The 426-nt window shown below is 69.2% G+C and carries 1 protein-coding gene; it reads right to left on the reverse strand.

All coding sequences use genetic code 11. From position 1 onward, the window contains the following. The coding region (locus AC1DN0_RS41560; RefSeq protein WP_477146680.1) for an orotidine 5'-phosphate decarboxylase / HUMPS family protein at positions 1–323 on the reverse strand (323 nt) is incomplete at its 3' end. Positions 324–426: the final 103 nt, after the last annotated feature.

The raw sequence follows: 426 nt of genomic DNA on the forward strand, positions 1-426 counted from the left end.
GCGCAGGCCTCCATCATGGCCGGGTGCCAGCCGTGGATGGTGGCGTAGCTGACCGGCCACTGCGACAGCCGCTTGATCACCGCCGCGGCGGTGGCCGGGATGTCGAAGAACTTGAGATCGACGAACACGCGTTTGTCGCGCGCGGCCAGGGCCTCGAGCACGTCGAAGTACTCGCCGGAGGCGAGCAGCTCCATGCCGATCTTGTAAAACGAGACCGCGTCGCCGAGCCGGTCCACCCACGCCAGCGCCTCGTCGCGGCCCGGCACGTCGAGCGCGAAGATCAGGCGCTGATCGTCACGCAGCGGCAGCGGGGCGCGGCTCACGGCGCGTAGTCCAGCGCGGCGCGCTTGGCATCATGGCGGGCCTCGCGCGACTGGCTGTAGTCATTGTTGAACTGGGCCGGCTCGAAGCCGCCGTAAGTCGGGT

The sequence above is a fragment of the Cupriavidus sp. 05N39 genome, from assembly GCF_056397325.1.